Raw genomic sequence first — 18,194 nt, forward strand, 5'->3', positions numbered from 1 at the left:
GTAGCGCCGTGTTCCTTGCGCTGCGTGAACTCATCTTCGCTCGCGGACGGTTCGCCCTCATGGGCGTCGTCGTGGCCCTCATCGCCATCTTGATGGTGCTGCTCAGCGGTCTCACCGTCGGGCTCGTCAACGACGGCGTGTCCGGCCTGCAGCGCCTCCCGGCGACGTCGCTGGCCGTGCAGGACGGGGTCTCGAAGGACTCCGCCTTCTCGCGCAGCGTCGTGTCCACCGACGCGGTGGAGACCTGGCGCGAGCAGCCCGGTGTCGAGGACGCCGCGCCGTTCGGCAACGCGCTGGTCAACGCCCGCACGGACCAGGACGTCGAGATCGACCTGGCGCTGTGGGGCGTCGAGACCGGCTCCTACCTCGACCCCGAGGTCGCCGAGGGCAAGGCCCTGGCGGGCGAGGGCGAGGTCGTGGTCAGCGCCACCGCCGCCGAGGAGGGCGTCGAGATCGGCGACACGATCACCATCGACCCCTCCGGCTACCAGCTCGAGGTCGTCGGCATCCTGGCCGACCAGCACACCTTCGGCCACGTCGACATCGGCTACCTGCCGCTGCGCACGTGGCAGGAGGTCAAGGCCGGCGTGCGCGACGGCGACGTCGTGCCCGACCGCGTGTACGACGAGATCACCGCGGTCGCCATCCGCGCCGACGACGACGCCGAGGTCGACATGGCCGCCGGCGACGAGGCGGCCGGCACCGAGTCGATGACCCTCGAGGAGAGCTACGGCGCCTCGCCGGGCTACACCGCGGAGACCTCGACGCTGCAACTGGTGCAGGGCTTCCTCTACGCGATCTCCGCACTGGTGATCGGCGCCTTCTTCACCGTGCTCACGGTCCAGCGCAAGCAGGAGATCTCCGTCCTGCGGGCCATGGGCGCCAGCACGTCGTACCTCCTGCGCGACAGCCTGGCGCAGTCGCTGATCCTGCTCGTGGTCTCGGTCGCCGTCGGCGTCGGGGTCGGCGTCGCCGCCGGCGCCGGGCTGGCATCCACGCCGATGCCGTTCGCCCTCGAGGCCGCCCCGATCGCCGGGGCCAGCGCGCTCCTCATCGGGCTCGGCGTCGCCGGTGCGGCCGTCGCGGTCCTGCGCATCACCCGAGTCGACCCGCTGAGCGCCCTGGGAGGCAGCCGATGACCACCATCCTCTCCATGACAGACGTGACCCTCCTGCACGGCGACGGCGAGGAGACGGTCACCGCTCTCGACCACGTCGACCTCGAGGTCGACGCCGGCGAGCTGGTCGCCGTCGTGGGTCCCTCCGGCGCCGGCAAGTCCAGCCTGCTCGCCGTGGCGGGTGCGCTGACCCGGCCGACCTCGGGCGCGGTCCGGCTCGGCGACGTCGACCTCGTGGCGGCGACGGACCGCGACCTCACCCGGCTGCGCCGCGAGCGGATCGGGTTCGTCTTCCAGAGCGGCAACCTGGTCCCGGCGCTCACCAGCTTCGACCAGCTGCGCCTGCCGCTCACCTTCGGCAAGGTGGCGGACGCCCGGGACCCGCAGGAGCTCCTCGAGGCGGTCGGCATGGGGCACAAGGCCAAGCGCCGTCCCCACCAGCTCTCCGGCGGCGAGCGGCAGCGCATCGGCATCGCCCGCGCGCTCGTCACCCGTCCGCAGGTCCTGCTGGTCGACGAGCCGACCGCGGCGCTGGACCGCCAGCGCAGCCAGGACGTGGTCGGGCTGCTGGCCCGCGAGACCCACGAGCAGGGCGTGGCGACGATCATGGTGACCCACGACCATGACGTGCTGCACCACTGCGATCGGGTGCTTGAGATGATCGACGGACGGCTGGCCCCGGTGCGGGTCACCGCTTCCTGACAGACCCGCCAGACCCGGCCGACCGGCCCCCCCTCCCCCCCGCCCGACCGACCCGAGGACCCGAGTGCCCCGCATCCAGGCCCCCACCGTGGCCGAGCACCACGCCCGCATGGAGCGTGCGCTGCTCGACGCGGCGCGGGGCCTGCTCGCGGAAGCGCCCGAGGTGCCCTCGATGGCGGCGGTGGGGCGGCGCGCCGGGCTCGCGCGCTCCAGCGTCTACCAGTACTTCGGCTCGGCCGAGGACCTCCTCGCCGCCGTCGTCGCCGACGTCTTCCCCGAGTGGGGAGCCCGGGTCGCCGACCGGGTGGCCGAGGCGGGCAGCCCCGCCGAGCGGGTCTGGGCCTACATCGAGGCCAACGTCGAGCTCTTCGCCAGCGCGGAGCAGGCGGTCGCCCGGGCACTGACCCGGGTGGTCGAGCCGCACGTGCTGGTCGGGCCGATGAGGGAGTTCCACGCCCGGCTGCAGGTGCCACTGCGCGAGGCGCTGACCGAGTTCGGGGAGCCCGAGCCCGAGGCGATGGCCGAGCACATCGACGCCCTCATCGTGCAGGCCTCGCGTGGGGCCGACCTTCCCTCGGCCGATGACGGGGCGGCGCAGGAGGTGGCCCGGGCGCGACTGCGCCGTCTGCTGGGCCCCTACCTCGCGTTGCCGGCGTCCCCGCCATCCTGATCCCGCACCCGATTTTCGACACCACATCCCCACCACCACCGGAGAACACATGGACACCGTCCGTCTCGTGCTGCTGACCATCCACCTGCTCGGCTTCGCCGTGCTGTTCGGCGGCCTGATCGTCCAGGCTAAGGAGCCCACCAAGCGGATCACCTCGTGGGTGCGTGACGGCGCGGGCACCGCGTTCGTCGCCGGCCTGCTGCTCGTCGGCGTGCTCGAGGGCCTCGACGCCGACGTCAACCACACCAAGATCGCCGTCAAGCTCGGCCTCGGACTGGTGATCCTGGTCCTGGCGCTGGTGAACATGCGCAAGGCCGCCATCAGCACCGGCCTGTGGGCCGCGCTGCTCGTGCTCACCATCGTCACCACCGTGGTGGCGGTCTTCTGGTCCACGCCGCACAAGGTCGCCGACGAGGAGACCGTGGCGGCGCCGGTGGTGCTGGTCCAGCGCTGAGCGACGCTCAGCAGTAGCGCACCGTACGGCGGGCGCCGGTGAACCCGTAGAGGGCCAGACCGGCGTCCGCCGCCAGCTGTACGGCGAGGCTCGTGGGCGCCCCGACGGCGACGAGCGCCCCGGCGCCCACGGCCACCGCCTTCTGCACCAGCTCGAACCCGGCCCGGCCGCTCACCACCAGGCACGCCGGGGTGGGCGAGTGGCCCGCCAGCACCCGCGCCCCGGTGACCTTGTCCAGCGCGTTGTGGCGCCCGACGTCCTCGCGCACGACGAGCATCTCGCCGTCCGCGGCCACGACCGCCGCCGCGTGCACGCCGCCGGTGCGGGCGAACAGCGACTGGTGCTCGCGCAGCCGGTCCGGCAGGGAGCGCACCGTCGCGGCGTCCGGCAGCGGGCCCGACCAGCGCACGGCCGCGGCCGGGTGCGCGAGCACGTCGCCGATGCTGTCCTTGCCGCACACCCCGCAGGCCGAGGACCCCGACGACGACGCGCTGTGACGGTGCCCGACCTCGCGCAGCGGCGGCTCGGCGAGGGTGACGGTGACGACGTTGAACTCCTGCTCCGGCGCCAGCGTGACGTCCGTGCAGTAGGCGACGGTCGCGATCCCGTCCGCCCGGGTCAGCCCCTCGTGGACCAGCCAGCCGGCGGCGAGCTCGAAGTCGTGGCCCGGGGTCCGCATGGTCACCCAGGCGCGGCGGGCGTCCGCGCCGGGCCAGGCCAGCCGGATCTCCAGTGGCTCCTCGGTGGCCAGCCGGTCCTCGCGGCGCCGCTCGCCGTCCTCGTTGAACTCGTGGACGCGGGTGCGGACCGTGGGTCCGGGCCGGCGTGCGCGCCCGCTCATGCGCCGTACCGGGTGCGGACCGCGAGGCGGCGCGCCAGCAGGTCGGTGGCGTCGGCGAGCCGGCGGCGCACGGTCAGGTCGAGTGTCTCGTCGGCCAGCCGCTCGCGCGCCCGGTCCAGGGTCTCCTGGCCCAACGCGGTCGCGGGGAAGAACGCCTCGACGGCGGTGCCGCGCACCCAGCCCTGGTGGACCTCCGCGACGGCGTCGAGGGCGTCGAAGTAGCGGGCGACGTACGGCGCGGTGAGCTCCTCCTGGCCGGGCTGCCACAGCCCGGTCCCCGCCGCCTCGAGGTCGTAGTTGGGCACGCTGACCTCCCCGGTGAACCGCGCCCAGGCCCACGCCTTGGCCGCGGGGTCCGGCAGCGACGCGCGGGCCCGGGAGTGCTCGACGCGGGCCTGCGCGGTCGGGTCGTCGGCCAGCGCGGCGTCCAGCTCCGCGGCGTCGCACGCGCCCAGCACGGCGAGGCGGACCAGCACCCGCCAGCGCAGGTCCTGGTCGATCTCGATGCCCTCCGGGGGTGAGGTGAGCCAGCCGCGCAGCGCGCCGGGGTCGGTGGCGGTGGCGATCGCGAGCCGGAAGGCGGAGTGCTGGTGCTCGGCACCGGCGGGCTCCGCGGCAACCCGGGCCAGCGCGGCGAGGTGCACCCGCTCGCGCGAGCCGTCCGGGGCGAGCGGGAGCAGCGTCTGGAGCAGCCACGGGACGGTACGCCGGGGCACCGCGCGGACGGGGGTGTCCTCGAGGTCCTCGACCGGCGGCGCGGCGACCGCCACGTCCACGACCAGCGCAGGGTCGAGCACGCCGTGGTCGTGGGCCATCCGCAGCTGGTTCCAGGTCGCGGCGCGCTGGAGGTCGTCGCGCACCGCCGGCAGCTCGGCGGGCAGCGCCTCGACGGTGGCGGCGTCGGGCAGCACCAGCGCCCAGGTCTGCTCGTGGGGGTCCAGCATCACCGGGGCGGGTGGGCCGCCGACTTCACCGGGCATCTCGGCAGGCAACTCGACGGGCGTCTCGGCGGCGTCGAGCACCAGCGGGCGGCTGGTCCAGCCGGCCGCCGCGCGCACCGCGATGCTCAGCGTGTGGGTGCGCGCGACCTGCTGACCGGGCGGGGGCGTGCGCCGGACGACGCCGGCCGCGCGGTCCAGGGTGATCGTGTCCGCCCCCGAGGTGCGCAGCCACGCGCCGGTGAACGCCGACAGGTCACCGGCGCCGGCCTGCTCCCACGCGGCGAACAGGTCGTGCATGGTCGCGTTGCCGAACTCGTGGCGACGCATGTGCTCGACCACCCCGCCGAGGAAGACCTCGTCCCCGAGCCGGGTGTTGAGCTGGCGCAGGATGCTGGCCCCCTTGGCGTAGGAGATCCCGTCGAAGTCCTGGAGCGCGGCCAGCGCGTCCACCGCCCCGGTGCCGGCGACCGGGTGGGTGTTCGGGCCGAGGTCGGCGCCCAGCCCCCAGCAGCGGCGCAGGTAGGAGTTGTCCACCCAGGCATCGGCGTACTCCGTGGCGTCGGCGACGACCCGGGTGCCGGCGTACTCGGCGAAGGACTCGTTGAGCCACAGGTCGTCCCACCAGCGCGGGGTGACCAGGTTGCCGAACCACTGGTGGGCCAGCTCGTGGGCGATCGTGGTGGCCCGCACGATCCGGGCGCCCCGGCTGAGCCGGGTCGAGGACAGCATCTGGTCGCGCAGCGTCACGCAGCCGGGGTTCTCCATCGCGCCCGCGTTGAACTCCGGCACGAACGCCTGGTGGTAGTCCCCGAACGCGTAGCGGATGCCGAACAGGCGGTGCAGCTCGTCGAGGCTGGCGCGGGTGACCGCGAGCAGGTCCTCGGCGTCGGCGTCCAGCGCCCCGGCCAGGCTGGCGCGCGAGCTCAGCCCGAGCGGGATGCCGTCGTGCTCGTCGCGGATCACGTGGTACGGACCGGCCACCACGGTCACGAAGTACGTCGACAGCGGCGGGGTCGGCCCGATGCGCCACAGCCCGGGCTCCGGGCTGGTGGCGGGGGCGTTGCCGACCACCACCCAGTCCCGCGGCGCGCGCACCGTGAAGGTGTACGGCGCCTTGAGGTCGGGCTGGTCGAAGCAGGCGAAGATGCTCGGGGCGGCGTCCATGAACGACATCCCGTAGACGTAGTGGCGCCCGTCGGCGGGGTCCACGCTGCGGTGCAGGCCCTCACCGTCGTTGCGGAAGGCCATCACGGCGTCGACGACCAGCTCGTTGGCGCCGGGGACGGTCTCCAGCGGCAACCGGCCGCCGACCAGGTCGTCGGCGCCCAGCGGCTTGCCGTTGAGGACCAGCGAGCGGACCCGGCGCGGCTTGAGGTCGACGAACGTCGCGCCGCCGGCGCTGGTGAAGCGCAGCGTGGTGCGCGAGCCGAAGGACTCGACATCGGAGGCGAGGTCGAGCTCCACCTCGCAGGACTCGACGCGGAGCAGGGCGGCGCGTGCCTCCGCCTCGGTGCGCTGGAGGCTCCGTGGCGCGGCGTGCTGGAGGTCGGGATGCGATGAGGTCACTTCGCCAGACTAGGCAACCCCGCCGCGCTCGGAGCCCTAGCATCAGCGGCGGCAACCTCTTCGTGGTCCGGCGCGTCTGAGGGGCATGGACGAATTCGCGTCCCCATCACTCGGAGGAACCTCATGACACGTTCGACCTTCCGCCCTCGCAGGGGGCTCGTGGCAGGCGTCGCCGCCTCCGGCCTGCTGCTCGGCGCCGCCGCGGTCGGGGCGGCTCCCTCGCCGGCCGCCGCCGCACCTCCCGGGTGCGACCAGCCGTTCCCGGCGGCGGAGCTCGCGCCCGGTCAGGTCCTCTCGGGACTGACGGTCGTCAAGGGCACCGAGCCGGTCGGCTTCGAGGGCACCGTGCTCGGGGTGCTCGACGACGGCATCGCCGCCGGCATCGACATGATCATGGTCGACGTCGAGGTCCCCGACATCGAGCTGCCCGGCGGCGACCAGGCCGGCGGCATCTGGCAGGGGATGTCCGGCTCCCCGCTGTACGCCGAGGACGGTCGCGTCGTCGGCGCCATCTCCTACGGCCTGGCCTGGGGCCCGAGCCCGATCGCCGGTGTGACCCCGTTCGGCGACATGGAGGAGTTTCTCGAGGCCGACCCGGCCCCGCGGGTCCCCGTGCCGACGGCGATGGCGCGCAAGATCGCCGCCAGCACCGACGTCAGCGCCGCCCAGGCTGGTCGCGGCATGCGTGAGCTCACCGTGCCGCTGGGTGTCTCGGGCGTGTCCCAGCGCACCTTGGACTTCCTCGCAGGGAAGGCCGAGCAGCTGGCGAAGCGCGGCATCAAGCGCCCCTACCTGAAGTCCGCCAGCTACCGGCTCGCCCGGTCGTCGGCCGCGGCCGCCCCCGACGCCAGCGCGATCGTGCCCGGCGGCAACCTGGCCACCACCGCGGCGTACGGCGACGTGACCATGGGTGGCGTCGGCACCGTGACCTCGGTGTGCGGCGACCGGGTGGTCGGCTTCGGGCACCCGGCGTACTCCCTGGGCTCCACGTCGCTCGGCCTGCACCCGGCCGACGCGGTCTACGTGCAGCCCGACCCGGCGGGCGCGCCGTTCAAGCTCGCCAACATCTCCGCACCGGTCGGCACCATCGACGACGACCGCCGCGCCGCGATCGCTGGTCGTCTCGGCGCGCTGCCGGAGGCGATCGCCCTCACCAGTGCGGCCACCCTCGCCGGTGAGACCGTGAGCGGGCGTACGGACGTCTACGTGGACGACGCGGCCGCCGACGCCGTGTACTACCAGTTCTTCGCCGCCCACGAGCAGCTGCTCGACAACGACCCGATGGGCTCGGAGCTGCTGACCTGGACGATCACCGGCACCGACCCGGCCGGCGCGCCGTTCACGCTGCGGCTCACCGACCGCTTCGCCGGTGCTGAGGCGTTGTGGGACGCGGCGTACGGCGTGGCCGACTTCGCGTGGGGCCTGAGCCGTCTCGAGGGCGTCGAGATGCGCAGCATCGACCTCCGGGCCGAGCTCGTCCGCGACGCGCGCACGCTCGACATCGCCCGCGTGGAGCAGCACCGCAACGGCTCCTGGACCACCGTGAACAACAAGACCCCGATCCAGGTGCGTGCCGGTCGCACGATCAAGCTCCGCGTGGTCATCACCGGTCCGGGCGGCACCAAGCGCTTCCAGAAGGTCAGCTTCGCGGCGCCGGCGGCGAAGTACCGCGGCAACACCCGCGTGGCGGTGTCCTCGGGCGGCAGCACCTACAACAGCACCTCGTTCAAGAACCTCACGGGGGCCAAGAAGCTCGTGGCCTCGACGCTGCGCAACGACCAGGTCCGCGTGCAGTTCGGCACCCGCGACAAGGTCGAGTACGCCGGTGACTACTACGGCGACGAGTACTTCCGGGCCGACGCCAAGCGGGCGAAGTCCTTCCTGCGCAGCCGGGTCTCGGCGCCGTACGACCAGGTGGTCACCGGTGCGGCGAACATCAACGTGAAGATCCGGAAGTAGTCCGCCCGCACCATCCACGCAGGACCCACGCACGACCGACGGCGGGCGGGAGCGACGCTCCCGCCCGCCGTACCCTGCTTGCATGGGTGCGCAGGACGTGACAGCGGTGGCGACGGCGAGCAGCCTGGCCGAGAAGGACCGGTTGCTGGCGCTGGTGCGCGACTCCGTGATCGGCGAGGACCTGTTGATGGCCACGCCGTACGGACGGCGGCGGGTCACCTATGCCGACTACACCGCCTCGGGCCGGGCGCTGTCGTTCATCGAGGACTTCGTGCGCCGCGAGGTGCTGCCCGGCTACGCCAACACCCACACCGAGTCCAGCGGCACCGGGCTCCAGACCTCCCGGCTGCGCGAGGAGGCCCGCGCGATCATCCGCGACGCGGTCGGCGGCGACGAGGACACGGTGGTGCTGTTCACCGGCTCCGGCGCGACCGGCGCGATCGCCAAGCTGGTCGGCGTCCTCGGCCTGCGGCTGCCCTCGGTGCTGGAGGACCGCCACCACCTGCTGCGCCACATCCCGCGCGAGGAGCGCCCGGTCGTCTTCGTCGGGCCCTACGAGCACCACTCCAACGAGCTGCCCTGGCGCGAGTCGGTCGCCGACGTGGTGGTGATCCGTGAGGACGCCGACGGCCAGGTCGACCTCGACGACCTGCGCGCCCGGCTCGTCGAGCACGCCGACCGGCCGCTGCGCATCGGCTCCTTCTCCGCGGCCTCCAACGTCACCGGGATCATGTCCGACGTCGCGGGCATCGCCACGGTGCTCCACGAGCACGGCGCGCTCAGCTTCTGGGACTACGCCGCTGCCGCGCCGTACGTCGAGATCACGATGGGCCCCAGCGACCCGACGCGTCCGCTGTCCTACAAGGACGCGGTGTTCATCTCCCCGCACAAGTTCGTCGGCGGGCCGCAGACCCCGGGCGTGCTCGTCGCGCGCCGCGAGCTCTTCGCGAACCGGGTGCCCGACGTCCCGGGCGGCGGCACCGTCGCCTACGTCAACACCGACGACCACCGCTTCCTCGACGACCCCACCCACCGCGAGGAGGGCGGCACGCCCGCGATCGTCGAGGCGATCCGCGCCGGGCTGGTCTTCCAGCTCAAGCAGGCCGTCGGCGTGGACACGATCCGCGCCCAGGAGGAGCGCCACCTCGCTCGCGCCGTCGCGGCGTGGCGCGAGGAGCCGGGCCTGGAGCTGCTCGGCAACCTCGACGCCGAGCGGCTCTCGATCGTGTCGTTCGTGGTGCGCTCGCCCACCGGTCGCTACCTGCACCACAACTACGTGGTCGCGCTGCTCAACGACCTGTTCGGCATCCAGGCCCGCGGCGGCTGCTCGTGCGCCGGCCCCTACGGCCACCGGCTGCTCGGCATCGACATCGAGCGCTCCCACGAGTTCGAGCGCGAGATCACCGGCGGCTGCGAGGGCATCAAGCCCGGGTGGGTGCGCGTGAACTTCAACTACTTCGTGCCCGACGCCGTCGCGCAGTACGTCGTCGACGCGGTGCGGATGGTCGCCCGCGACGGCTGGCGGCTGCTCGGCGACTACTCCTTCGAGCCCGCCACCGGGCTGTGGCGCCACCGCGCCGGCGTCGTCGACCCGCCGCTGTCGCTCCACGACGTGTCGTACGCCGACGGCCGGGTGCACCTGCCCGAGCACACCGCCACCGGGGGAGTGGAGCTGCTCGAGGAGCACCTGCGCGACGCCGCCCGGATCCTCGGCGAGCGCCCCGGCCCCGACCTCACCTCCCACCCCGGCAGCGTGAGCGCCGACTTCGAGCACCTGCGCTGGTTCGACCTGCCGGCCGAGTGTGTGGCGGTCGACGCGGGCTGAGTGAGTCAGGTCGCGGGCGGGTCGCGCACCTCGACCAACGGCCGTTGAGCCAGCGAACTTTAGGTAGGGACGAACAACATTCCGCCTGACGGAGGTCAGAAGGTGCACAGTGCCGTCACTACGCAACGTTGAGCGCGCCCTGGGCCAAGGCCTGGGTCCTGACCAAGGAGCAGCTGTGATGAGGGGCGCGCGAGTGAAGGTCGGGCTGGCAATCGTGGCGATCGTTGCCGTTCTGGCCGTCGCCCCCGGGGCAGACCCAGGCGAGTCGGAGACCCCCGAGCCGACCGAACAGTCGGCTGCCGACACAGAAGCGGCGGAGGAGATCTTGCCCGCCATTCCCGACGCGGCGCGCGTGAGGGTTGAGCCCACCCTCGGTGCCGGCAACTCCGAGGTCTACGAGTTCACCCCCAGGGGGGTGACCTACACGATCGCGATGACCTGTACGTCGTCCGTCGCCGGAGCTGAAGCTCAGCTCGTCAACTTCGACTACCCCGATGCCGCGTCCGTCATCGGCTGCGACGGGGTTACGACCAGCACGATCGTGAGCGCGCCCCCGGGCGCCAAGCGGATCCAGGTTCGAGCGGGAGATGGCAGCGACTGGGCCCTGAGCATCTACGACGGCACACCAGAAGGCGTGTCCGTCACGCCGGTCACGTAGGAATGGAGCGAAGCGATGGCTGCGGGACTGACCGTGCGCGCATCGCTGCCCGGAAGCTCTCACCGCGAGCTCAGTGGACCTGGCGGCTCAGCATGAGTGTCAACGGCAACAGTGCAGGTGGGGAAGGGGCATCGACGGTGAACGCTCGCGGGTCGTGGAACAGTGGAGTGCTGACTCGCGTCGGCCGGGGCGAGGTCACGATCACCGCAACTGCGTCGAACAAGCGCGGCAGGTTCTGCGCCGGGTCCTACCCCGCAGCCGCGACGAGCTGATATCGGGCCGGGGACGCGGCCTTCTATCCCCGGCTGCGACCATGTGCTCACGTCCGCCGACTGAATCGGATATCGCCGTTCGGCATCCGTTGGTGGACATATCGGTCGTCATGGATCAAATGATGGTGATGCGAGCACAGCAGCAATCCGTTGCCGAGAGCGGTCTTCCCGCCCGCTGACCATGGATTCACATGATGTGCCTCGCACCAGGTCGAGGGAATCGTGCATCCGTCGGCGCGGCATTCCTGGTCGCGAATTGCCAGGGCCTTTCTCTGACCCGGGCTGAAGAGCCGGTTCGTGCGACCGAGATCGAGCGGCACCGACTGGGTGCCGAGCACCGCGGGGACGAGATTGGCTGTGCAGGCGAGTCTGCGGGCCTCGCCCGCGGTGATGCGGGAGCCGTCCGCCAGCGTCGCGGACCCGAGGCCGTCGACGAGCGCCTGGAGGTCCATCGTGATCACGAGAGTGGTCGCGTCGCCGCCGTGCAGGGGGAGTCTCGAGGGGTCGATGGCCTCGAGCAGCGAGCAGAAGGCCTCGCCGAGCCGGCGCTCGTAGGGCACCCGCCGCCCGTCAGTGGCAGGCGAAGCGGTCTCGTCTGCTGCGCGCCGAGGGTTGGTGAACGACTCCAGCATCGTGGTCAGTCGCAGCGCGATGCTCTCCGGCACCCGGGCCCGGATCACTGCGGATCCGTCGCCGAGGTGCCGCACCCCCAGCGTCGTACGCCGCCGGGCGCGGCGCTCCGCGGCGCGCAGCTGCTCCTCCTCGACCTTCTCGGCCCACTCCGGCGCGACGACCTCCAGCAGCCGCTCAGCTAGGCGGGCCAGCTCACGTGGCCCGAAGTCGGCGGCCTGCTCCACGAGGTAGGTCTCGGCGCGGGCGAGCATGTCGGCCCACTCCTCGGCGCTTGCCTCGATGAGGTCGAAGGCGTCGGTGAGGTCGTCGAGCGCGGCCACGATCACGTGGCCCTGGTCGAGGCTGACGTGTCCGCCCGCGAGCGCGGTCCCGACGCGGTGCCAGCTCCGCTCGCAGGCGACTCCGAGCCGCTGCAGTCGCTGGGCGGTCGGGGCGGCGGTGTGGGTGCGGTGTGCCACCCAGGCGGCGACGTCGCGGCACCCGTCGGCGTCGGCCACGTCGTCGGCGCACGCGATCACCCGCGCGTGCATCGCCTGGGCCCGCGAGGCCAGGTGGGCCGTCATCCTCAGCGCCTGGCGCTTCTCCGAGATCGACAGGAAGGTCGGATCGCGGTCGGCGATCTTGTCGAGGAACGCCTCCGCGCACCCCACGTCGGCGAGGTAGGGATGAGCCGTGTCGGCCATCGATGCCTCCCGAGATCAAGGGATGTGGGGTGGGTTCCCCTATATCCCGATCCTACCCGTGTTCGAAATCTTTCGAACAGCATGGAAGGTAAAGGATGAATCTGTGGATAAAGGTCGCCGGACCGGGCGGGCCCTGATGCGATTGAGGTGTGACAGCGGTAGCCCTCGCCCCGGAGGCGCGGATCGCGGCAGTCGCGATCTGGGAGGGCTGGACGAATCGGGGGACGGTCCCCAAGGCCCCGCGAGTGATGATTCCGAATCGAGAGATGCTGCTCTTCACCGGCCCCGTCGGCGAGCTCAGAGACGCGCCGGCGCTCGCCTGGTACGGCTCCGCGCAGGGTCACCATCAAGAACCGAACGTCGTCTGGCCCGAGGATCAGGCCTGGTGCCTGGCCTGCGACGTCGACGAGGAGATCGAGTTCACCGTGGGCTGCTCCGTCGATGCGTCCCAAGACTTGGCACGAGCGCTACCCGGGGCAGTCCGACAGGTGCTCTACGGCCAGGAGGCGCCGTTGTACCGCGAATAGCGCCTACCGGCCTGCCTCAGCGCGGGGTAGGGCTCGGCTGGCCATCCAAGATGGCTCGAGCGGCTGCCGCTACCGAGCCGACCACCAGATCCGGCTGGTGGCCCGTCGGGTCCGATCCGTCGTCGAGCCACGCCGTGCTCAGCCCGACGGCAGCCCCACCCGCGACGTCGAGCTCGAGACTGTCGCCGATCATCCAGCCCTCGAGCGTGCAACCGAGCCTGCTGGCGAGCGCGTGGAAGATGGCAGGAGCCGGTTTGCGGGCACCGACAGCGTCGGACACGACCCATCCGTCGACGAGGGCGTCCAGGCCGGTGCGGCGAATCTTGCCCTCCTGGTTGTCGAGCATGCCGTTCGTGATGACGCCGAGAGTCCAGCCGGCTGTCCGAAGCTCGGCCAGGGCGCGCCGGTCCGCGTCGGTGACCGTCACGAGCGACGGCATCTGCGACCGGTAGTCGGCCCAGACGCTGTCAGCCGATGTCGCAGCTCAACCGTAGAGCGAGGGGCAGCGGTTCAGCGCAGCCCCAGGACCCTCACAACCGCACCAACATCTTGCCGAGGTTCTCGCCACGGTGCAGCCCCAGGAACGCGTCCACCGCGTGGTCGAGCCCCTCGACGACCGTCTCGCGGCTGACCAGCTTGCCGTCGGCGACCCACTGCCTCGCCAGCTGCTGGTACTCCCGGGCCACGTCGCCGTGGTCGGTGACGATGAAGCCCTGCATCCGCAGCCGCTTGGTGACCACCTGGAACATGTTGCGCGGGCCCGGGGTCGGCAACTCGTCGTTGTAGCTCGCGATCGAGCCGCAGGCGGCGATCCGGCCGTGGTCGGAGAGCAGCGCGATGGCGGCCTCGAGGTGCTCGCCGCCGACGTTGTCGAAGTAGACGTCGAACGGGCCGTGCGGCTCCAGCAGCTTCAGCGGGGACCCGTCGCGGTAGTTCACCGCGGCGTCGAACCCGAGGTCGTCGGTCAGCCAGGCCACCTTCTCCGCAGACCCGGCCGATCCCACCACCGCGCTCGCGCCGAGCAGCCGCGCCACCTGGCCCGCGGTCGACCCGACCGCGCCGGCGGCACCGGAGATCAGCACCCGGTCGCCCTCGCGCAGCCCGGCGATCGCCGTCAGCCCGACGTACGCCGTGAGGCCCGGCATGCCGAGCACGCCGAGGTAGGCGGACTCCTCGACGCCGCTGGTGTCGACGCGGCGGAAGGAGGCGGCGGGTGCCAGCGCGTGCTCGCGCGAGCCGAGCTGGTGCAGGACCGTGTCGCCGACGGCGAGGGAGTCGTCGTTGGAGGCCACGACGGTGCCGACGGCGCCGCCGTCGAGCACCTCGCCGAGCCGGTACGGCGGCACGTAGGACTTCATGTCGTTCATCCGGCCCCGCATGTAGGGGTCCACCGACATCACCGTGTTGCGGACCAGGACCTCGCCGGGTCCCGGGTCGGGCAGCTCGGTCTCGACCAGGCGGAAGTCGTCGGGGGCGGGCCAGCCGGTGGGGCGGGCGGCCAGGTGGATCTCACGGGTCTTCGTCGGCATGCCGCGATCCTGACAGGGCGGCGGTGAGCCGGGCCGGAACCCGGGCCGGCAGCCGTCCACAGGCATGGCTCTCGGTCGGCGGTGGCCGGCGTGAGGAAGGACAAACAGGTAGTTCGCGACGTTCGGGACTGTGGAAAGGCTTATCCACAGTCCCGAACGTCACGATCTACCCTCCCCGAGGAGCGTTCCCCGGGGAATCAGCCCCCCGGGCGCGCAGCCCGGGGGAGCGGGGGGTCAGACCTGGGTGCCGAGCGCGAACTCGACCTTCCCGGATGCATCGACGGCGGCGTCGAGCACCTTGTCGGCGAGCATCAGCGCGGCCGCCTCGTCGAGGAAGATGGTCGCGCCACCCTGCTCGACGATCTGGTCGCCCTCCTGGGCCTGGTCGGCGGCGCTGACCGCGAAGGACGGCTCCGTGGTCCCTTCGGAGGTGATGCGCAGCCCGGCGGTCTCGGGGAGGCCGGGCTGGGTGGAGATCTCTCGGACGATCGTGCTGGCGTTCTCGGTGAGGGTGAGCATGACTCGCCTTCCGATGGTCGTTCAGGACTCCTCCACCGTGTCCCACCCGCGGCACCCGTTCAAGTCGACGGCGGTGGCCCGGGCGTGTCGCGGAGTACGCCGCGGTGCGAGGCTGGAAGGCATGGCAGCCGAGACCCCGCAGACCCCCCGGACCCCGCAGACCCCCGCGCGCGACGAGTCGACCCACCGCAGCATCGAGCTGGCCCGTGACGGTGACCTGCACTTCGTGGCCACCAACCGCCGCGGCGGCACGCTGGCCATCGGCTCGGGGGAGGACGACGACTTCACCCCGGTCGAGCTCCTGCTCGCGGGGCTGGCCGCCTGCGGGGCGATCGACCTGGAGTCGGTCACCGCGAAGCGGGCGCCGTTCAGCGCGTTCGCGGCCCGCGGGGAGGGCCACAAGATCCGCGACGAGCAGGGCAACCGGATGGTCGACCTCGCGGTCACCTTCGACGTGGCGTTCCCCGAGGGCGAGGCCGGCGACCGGGCCCGCGCGGTGCTGGAGCGCACCGTGGAGCAGGTGCAGGACCGGCTGTGCACCGTCGGGCGCACCGTCACCGTCGGCGACCGGGTGGACTACCGGACCGGCGACCTGAGCCCGCAAGCGGGCTGAGTCACTCCACCGTGACCGAGGTGATCTCGACCGGGGTCGCGGGCGCACCGTCGTTGCCGCCGCCCTCGACGCCGTCCTTGGCGACCGCGCGGACCTCGGCGAGCGACTCCTTCGAGATCGTGCCGAACTCGGTGTAGCTGGGTGCCAGCGCACCCTTCGCGTCCTCGTAGACGATGAAGAACTGCGAGCCGCCGCTGTTCGGCACCCCGGTGTTGGCCATCGCCAGCGTGCCGGCCGGGTACGTCTCCTCGCCGGTCACCTCGTCGGGGATCGTGTAGCCGGGCCCGCCCGTGCCGCTCCCCGTCGGGTCGCCGCACTGCAGCACGAAGATGCCCGCGGTGGTGAGCCGGTGGCACGGGGTGTCGTCGAAGTAGCCCTGCTCGGCCAGCGAGACGAACGAGCTCACGGTGCACGGCGCGGCGTCGGCGTCGAGCGTCGCGCTCAGGTCGCCGACGGTGGTGGCGATGGAGACCGTCACCTGGCCGCTGACCTCGGGCTCGGCGGCGGGGATCTCCGGTCCGTCCTGCGTGCCGTCCGGGACGTACTCGCAGGCACCGGCAGTCGCGGATTCCGACTCCGACGGCGAGGTGGAGGTCTCGGCCGACTCCGGCGACTCCTCGTCGTCGCCGCACGCGGCGAGCGTGCCGAGCACGGCGAGGGCGGCAAGGGCGGCGAGAGGGCGCTTCAGCGCGGCGGCGGGCATGGTCTCGATCGTAGCGAGACGCTCAGCCGTTGCGGCCGCGGGCGGTGATCGACCACGGCTGCGGACCGGCGGCGTCCTCGGACCAGATGACGTCGTGCAGGTTGACCGCGGCGCACACGTGGTTGGGCGCGATCTCGACCAGGCTGCCCAGCGGCGGCAGCGGTGCGTCGGCGAAGTCGACCACGGCGTGGTGCTCGGCGAGCTGCACGATGCGCGCGAACGGCGCCCGTGGCAGCCGCCCCCACCCGGTGGCGTACGGCGCCCGGTCGGCGCCGAGCGCCTTGCTGCCGGCGTCGAGCACCAGCCGGCCGCCAGCGTGGCTGACCACGGTGGCCACGCAGGTGAGCGCGATGTCGTCGGGGCTGGCGACCCCGAGCTCCCACTGCTGGGCGTCGTTGAAGACGTAGACGCCCGGGCGCAGCTCGCTGACCACGCCGAGGTCGGTGTGCGCCAGGGTCGGGGTGGAGCCGCCGGAGACCACGCGCGCCTCGATGCCGGCGGCGGCGAGCGAGGCCACCGCGCCGCTCAGTGCCTCGGACTCCTCGCGGGCCACCGTGGCGGGGTCGGCGGCGTACCCGTGACCGGGGAAGGTGAAGACCCCGCGCACCGGCAGCCCGGCGTGCGCGGCCGCCTCTGCGACCGCACCGGCGTCGTGCGGCTCGGTGCCGCTGCGGTGCTGGCCGCTGTCGACCTCGACGAGCACCTCGATGCCGTGACCTCCCAGGTGGCGCCCCGCGTTGGCGGCGCCGGCCACGGAGTCCACCCCGATCGCGAGCCGGGTGGTCTCGGCGAGGTCGACCAGCCGCCGGGCCGCGTGCTCCTCGAGCCACAACGGGTAGGCGATGAACAGGTCGGTGCAGCCGTACGCCGCGAACGCCTCCGCCTCGCCGATCGTCGCCACGGTCAGCCCGACCGCGCCGGCGCTCAACTGGAGCTCGGCGACCTCACGTGACTTGTGGGTCTTGGCGTGCGGGCGCAGGCTCACCCCCGCGGCGCCCGCGAGGTCGGCGGCGCGCTGCAGGTTGCGGTGGACGCGGGACAGGTCGGCGCGCAGGTACGGCGTGCGTGGCTCCTCGGGCACGGTCACGAACATCGCGCTCACTGCTCCTCGTGGACGTCGGGGTCGCCCCCGAACAGCCGCCCGTCCGGGCGGCCGAGGGCGGTGATGGCGGCCATCTCGTCCTCGCTCAGCTCGAAGCCGTCGAGGTCGAGGTTGGCGCGCTGGCGCTCGGGGGTGGCCGACTTGGGGATCGGCAGGTTGCCGAGCTGGACCTGCCAGCGCAGCACCACCTGCCCGGGGCTGACCCCGTGGGCGCGGGCGGCGTCGGCGACCGCCGGCTGGTCGAAGGGCGCGTTGCGCTTGCCCAGCGGGCTCCACGACTCGGTGAGGATGCCGAGCCGTGCGTGCACCGCGCGCAGCGGGGCCTGCGGGAACCACGGGTGCAGCTCGATCTGGTTGACCACCGGGGTCACCCCGGTCTCGGCGATGATCCGCGTCAGGTGGGCCTCGGTGAAGTTGGAGACGCCGATGGAGGTCACCAGCCCTTGCGCCTGGAGGTCGACCAGGGCGCGCCACGCCTCGACGTACTGGTCCTGGCTGGGGTTGGGCCAGTGGATGAGGTGCAGGTCGAGGCGGTCCAGCCCGAGCCGCTCGAGCGACTCGTGGGTGCTGCGGATCGCGGCGTCGTACGCGTGGTGGCGGCCCGGCAGCTTGCTGGTCACCCGCAGCTCCTCGCGCGGCAGGTCGGCGCGGCGGATCGCCTCGCCGACCTCACGCTCGTTGTCGTAGTTCACCGCGGTGTCGAGCAGCCGGTAGCCGGCCTCCAGGGCGCTGGTGATCGCGCGGACGCCGTCCTCGCCGGTCAGCGTGTAGGTCCCGAACCCGATCGCGGGAAGGGTGCGGCCGTCGTGGAGCGTGTGGTCGGCGAGAGGCATGTCCTCGACGCTAGCGCCGCCGCGGCGGACGGGGGAGAGGCGCACGG

17 protein-coding genes and 1 pseudogene are annotated in these 18,194 nt (G+C 72.6%); 9 read left to right on the top strand and 9 right to left on the bottom strand.

Going from position 1 to position 18,194, the window contains the following annotated elements; all coding sequences use genetic code 11:
- Positions 1–59 precede the first annotated feature (59 nt).
- From HBO46_RS09365 to HBO46_RS09380, 4 genes are all read left to right on the top strand, one after another.
- Positions 60–1,139, top strand: a complete 1,080-nt coding sequence (locus HBO46_RS09365; protein WP_224769463.1) for an ABC transporter permease — start codon at positions 60–62, stop codon at positions 1,137–1,139.
- A 14-nt stretch (positions 1,140–1,153) separates the two neighbouring features.
- Positions 1,154–1,819: an ABC transporter ATP-binding protein gene (locus tag HBO46_RS09370; protein ID WP_224769464.1), complete on the top strand. Its 666-nt coding sequence runs from the start codon at positions 1,154–1,156 to the stop codon at positions 1,817–1,819.
- 64 nt (positions 1,820–1,883) lie between these two features.
- Positions 1,884–2,489: a TetR/AcrR family transcriptional regulator gene (locus HBO46_RS09375; protein ID WP_166138539.1), complete on the top strand. Its 606-nt coding sequence runs from the start codon at positions 1,884–1,886 to the stop codon at positions 2,487–2,489.
- Positions 2,490–2,538: 49 nt separating this feature from the next.
- Positions 2,539–2,943 carry a hypothetical protein gene (locus tag HBO46_RS09380; RefSeq protein WP_153323174.1) on the top strand — a complete coding sequence of 135 codons (405 nt, stop codon included), beginning with the start codon at positions 2,539–2,541 and terminating at the stop codon, positions 2,941–2,943.
- A 7-nt stretch (positions 2,944–2,950) separates the two neighbouring features.
- Here HBO46_RS09380 and HBO46_RS09385 read toward each other — a convergent pair whose 3' ends face one another.
- Together HBO46_RS09385 and pepN are read right to left on the bottom strand one after the other, a co-directional pair.
- Positions 2,951–3,784, bottom strand: a complete 834-nt coding sequence (locus tag HBO46_RS09385) for a formate dehydrogenase accessory sulfurtransferase FdhD (RefSeq protein WP_166138537.1) — start codon at positions 3,782–3,784, stop codon at positions 2,951–2,953.
- Positions 3,781–6,291, bottom strand: a complete 2,511-nt coding sequence (gene pepN, locus HBO46_RS09390; RefSeq protein WP_166138534.1) for an aminopeptidase N — start codon at positions 6,289–6,291, stop codon at positions 3,781–3,783. Before pepN ends, HBO46_RS09385 begins: the two co-directional genes overlap by 4 nt.
- A 159-nt stretch (positions 6,292–6,450) precedes the next feature.
- Here pepN and HBO46_RS09395 point away from each other — a divergent pair, with 159 nt between their 5' ends.
- From HBO46_RS09395 to HBO46_RS09405, 3 genes are all read left to right on the top strand, one after another.
- The gene (locus HBO46_RS09395; protein ID WP_166138532.1) at positions 6,451–8,250 is read left to right on the top strand and encodes a hypothetical protein; all 1,800 of its coding nucleotides are present in this window, start codon (positions 6,451–6,453) and stop codon (positions 8,248–8,250) included.
- 82 nt (positions 8,251–8,332) lie between these two features.
- Positions 8,333–10,075 carry an aminotransferase class V-fold PLP-dependent enzyme gene (locus tag HBO46_RS09400; protein WP_166138529.1) on the top strand — a complete coding sequence of 581 codons (1,743 nt, stop codon included), beginning with the start codon at positions 8,333–8,335 and terminating at the stop codon, positions 10,073–10,075.
- A gap of 193 nt (positions 10,076–10,268) precedes the next feature.
- Entirely contained in the window at positions 10,269–10,733 is a 465-nt protein-coding gene (locus tag HBO46_RS09405; RefSeq protein ID WP_166138526.1) for a hypothetical protein, read from the top strand.
- Positions 10,734–11,052: 319 nt separating this feature from the next.
- Here HBO46_RS09405 and HBO46_RS09410 read toward each other — a convergent pair whose 3' ends face one another.
- Positions 11,053–12,321, bottom strand: a complete 1,269-nt coding sequence (locus HBO46_RS09410) for an HNH endonuclease signature motif containing protein (protein ID WP_166138524.1) — start codon at positions 12,319–12,321, stop codon at positions 11,053–11,055.
- 266 nt (positions 12,322–12,587) lie between these two features.
- On the opposite strand from HBO46_RS09410, the gene HBO46_RS09415 reads away from it, so the two are divergent.
- Positions 12,588–12,848 carry a hypothetical protein gene (locus tag HBO46_RS09415; protein WP_166138522.1) on the top strand — a complete coding sequence of 87 codons (261 nt, stop codon included), beginning with the start codon at positions 12,588–12,590 and terminating at the stop codon, positions 12,846–12,848.
- A 16-nt stretch (positions 12,849–12,864) separates the two neighbouring features.
- Here HBO46_RS09415 and HBO46_RS09420 read toward each other — a convergent pair.
- The 3 genes and pseudogenes from HBO46_RS09420 to HBO46_RS09430 all read right to left on the bottom strand — a co-directional run.
- Positions 12,865–13,296, bottom strand: a pseudogene (locus HBO46_RS09420) (HAD family hydrolase); the annotation flags it as partial.
- Between the two features lie 82 nt (positions 13,297–13,378).
- Positions 13,379–14,377 carry an NADP-dependent oxidoreductase gene (locus HBO46_RS09425; protein ID WP_166138515.1) on the bottom strand — a complete coding sequence of 333 codons (999 nt, stop codon included), beginning with the start codon at positions 14,375–14,377 and terminating at the stop codon, positions 13,379–13,381.
- Between the two features lie 234 nt (positions 14,378–14,611).
- Positions 14,612–14,896 (bottom strand): Fe-S cluster assembly protein HesB, encoded by a 285-nt coding sequence (locus HBO46_RS09430; protein WP_166138513.1) that lies wholly within the window; start codon positions 14,894–14,896, stop codon positions 14,612–14,614.
- 121 nt (positions 14,897–15,017) lie between these two features.
- Between HBO46_RS09430 and HBO46_RS09435 the strand changes: the two genes are divergently transcribed.
- On the top strand, positions 15,018–15,509 hold the full coding sequence (locus HBO46_RS09435; protein ID WP_166138510.1) for an OsmC family protein: 492 nt from the start codon (positions 15,018–15,020) through the stop codon (positions 15,507–15,509).
- A 1-nt stretch (position 15,510) separates the two neighbouring features.
- Here HBO46_RS09435 and HBO46_RS09440 read toward each other — a convergent pair whose 3' ends face one another.
- Genes HBO46_RS09440 through HBO46_RS09450 form a run of 3 tightly spaced genes read right to left on the bottom strand, consistent with a single transcriptional unit; the run spans position 15,511 to position 18,147 of the window.
- Complete coding sequence (locus HBO46_RS09440; protein WP_166138508.1) at positions 15,511–16,212, bottom strand: peptidylprolyl isomerase; 702 nt, start codon at positions 16,210–16,212, stop codon at positions 15,511–15,513.
- 22 nt (positions 16,213–16,234) lie between these two features.
- The gene (locus tag HBO46_RS09445; RefSeq protein WP_166138965.1) at positions 16,235–17,305 is read right to left on the bottom strand and encodes an alanine racemase; all 1,071 of its coding nucleotides are present in this window, start codon (positions 17,303–17,305) and stop codon (positions 16,235–16,237) included.
- Positions 17,306–17,310: 5 nt separating this feature from the next.
- Positions 17,311–18,147 carry an aldo/keto reductase gene (locus HBO46_RS09450; protein WP_166138505.1) on the bottom strand — a complete coding sequence of 279 codons (837 nt, stop codon included), beginning with the start codon at positions 18,145–18,147 and terminating at the stop codon, positions 17,311–17,313.
- Between the last annotated feature and the right edge of the window lie 47 nt (positions 18,148–18,194).

The sequence above is a fragment of the Nocardioides ochotonae genome (assembly GCF_011420305.2).
Classification (GTDB): domain Bacteria; phylum Actinomycetota; class Actinomycetes; order Propionibacteriales; family Nocardioidaceae; genus Nocardioides; species Nocardioides ochotonae.

What these genes read in the sequence shown, in the direction of transcription:
- HBO46_RS09450 (WP_166138505.1), bottom strand. Translation starts at nt 18,147, where the DNA reads ATGCCTCTCGCCGACCACACGCTCCACGACGGCCGCACCCTTCCCGCG.
- HBO46_RS09435 (WP_166138510.1), top strand. Translation starts at nt 15,018, where the DNA reads ATGGCAGCCGAGACCCCGCAGACCCCCCGGACCCCGCAGACCCCCGCG.
- HBO46_RS09415 (WP_166138522.1), top strand. Translation starts at nt 12,588, where the DNA reads ATGCTGCTCTTCACCGGCCCCGTCGGCGAGCTCAGAGACGCGCCGGCG.
- HBO46_RS09385 (WP_166138537.1), bottom strand. Translation starts at nt 3,784, where the DNA reads ATGAGCGGGCGCGCACGCCGGCCCGGACCCACGGTCCGCACCCGCGTC.
- HBO46_RS09380 (WP_153323174.1), top strand. Translation starts at nt 2,539, where the DNA reads ATGGACACCGTCCGTCTCGTGCTGCTGACCATCCACCTGCTCGGCTTC.
- HBO46_RS09400 (WP_166138529.1), top strand. Translation starts at nt 8,333, where the DNA reads ATGGGTGCGCAGGACGTGACAGCGGTGGCGACGGCGAGCAGCCTGGCC.
- HBO46_RS09440 (WP_166138508.1), bottom strand. Translation starts at nt 16,212, where the DNA reads ATGCCCGCCGCCGCGCTGAAGCGCCCTCTCGCCGCCCTTGCCGCCCTC.
- HBO46_RS09430 (WP_166138513.1), bottom strand. Translation starts at nt 14,896, where the DNA reads ATGCTCACCCTCACCGAGAACGCCAGCACGATCGTCCGAGAGATCTCC.
- HBO46_RS09445 (WP_166138965.1), bottom strand. Translation starts at nt 17,305, where the DNA reads ATGTTCGTGACCGTGCCCGAGGAGCCACGCACGCCGTACCTGCGCGCC.
- HBO46_RS09370 (WP_224769464.1), top strand. Translation starts at nt 1,154, where the DNA reads ATGACAGACGTGACCCTCCTGCACGGCGACGGCGAGGAGACGGTCACC.
- HBO46_RS09410 (WP_166138524.1), bottom strand. Translation starts at nt 12,321, where the DNA reads ATGGCCGACACGGCTCATCCCTACCTCGCCGACGTGGGGTGCGCGGAG.
- HBO46_RS09425 (WP_166138515.1), bottom strand. Translation starts at nt 14,377, where the DNA reads ATGCCGACGAAGACCCGTGAGATCCACCTGGCCGCCCGCCCCACCGGC.
- HBO46_RS09365 (WP_224769463.1), top strand. Translation starts at nt 60, where the DNA reads ATGGGCGTCGTCGTGGCCCTCATCGCCATCTTGATGGTGCTGCTCAGC.